The sequence below is a fragment of the Pontitalea aquivivens genome, from assembly GCF_046507575.1.
Lineage (GTDB): Bacteria > Pseudomonadota > Alphaproteobacteria > Rhodobacterales > Rhodobacteraceae > Pontitalea > Pontitalea aquivivens.
This window is the reverse complement of sequence record NZ_JBKFEY010000130.1, coordinates 1-398: the sequence shown is the minus strand read 5'-3', so window position 1 is coordinate 398 and position 398 is coordinate 1. Positions and strand designations below refer to the sequence as shown.

Below are 398 nucleotides of genomic sequence, written 5' to 3'. Positions count from 1 at the left end.
CAGATGGCAGGCCGGTTTCTCGAGGAGGAGGTCAGCCTCGATGCGGTGCGCGCCCAGCTTCTCGAGATGCGGGCCGAAACGACGCCCGACATCACCGGCACACATGCCCAGCCCGGGCGGGGTGTCCCCACCAATCCCTGGGGCGAGGTGATCGCCCGTACCTTCCGTCAAACCAAAGGATGATTCCCCATGACCACGCTCACCGAAGGCAAACACGCCGGCGGCTTTCTCGTCTGGGAAGCGCTGCGCGACTATACCCGCGAAACCGTGACCCTCGCGGCGGGCACGCTCGAACCCGGAACCGTGCTGGGCCGCATCACCGCCTCGGGCAAATATGCCGCCCATGACACGGCGGCGGTCGATGGCACCGAAACCGCCGCGGCGATCCTCTGGGGCCG

The 398-nt window shown here is 67.6% G+C and carries 2 protein-coding genes; both read left to right on the top strand.

From position 1 onward, the window contains the following. The coding region (locus tag ACK8OU_RS20490) for a hypothetical protein (RefSeq protein ID WP_410305169.1) at positions 1-183 on the top strand (183 nt) is incomplete at its 5' end. Positions 184-189: 6 nt separating this feature from the next. Beyond that, positions 190-398: head decoration protein (locus ACK8OU_RS20485; RefSeq protein WP_410305168.1), on the top strand; the 209-nt coding region annotated here is incomplete at its 3' end.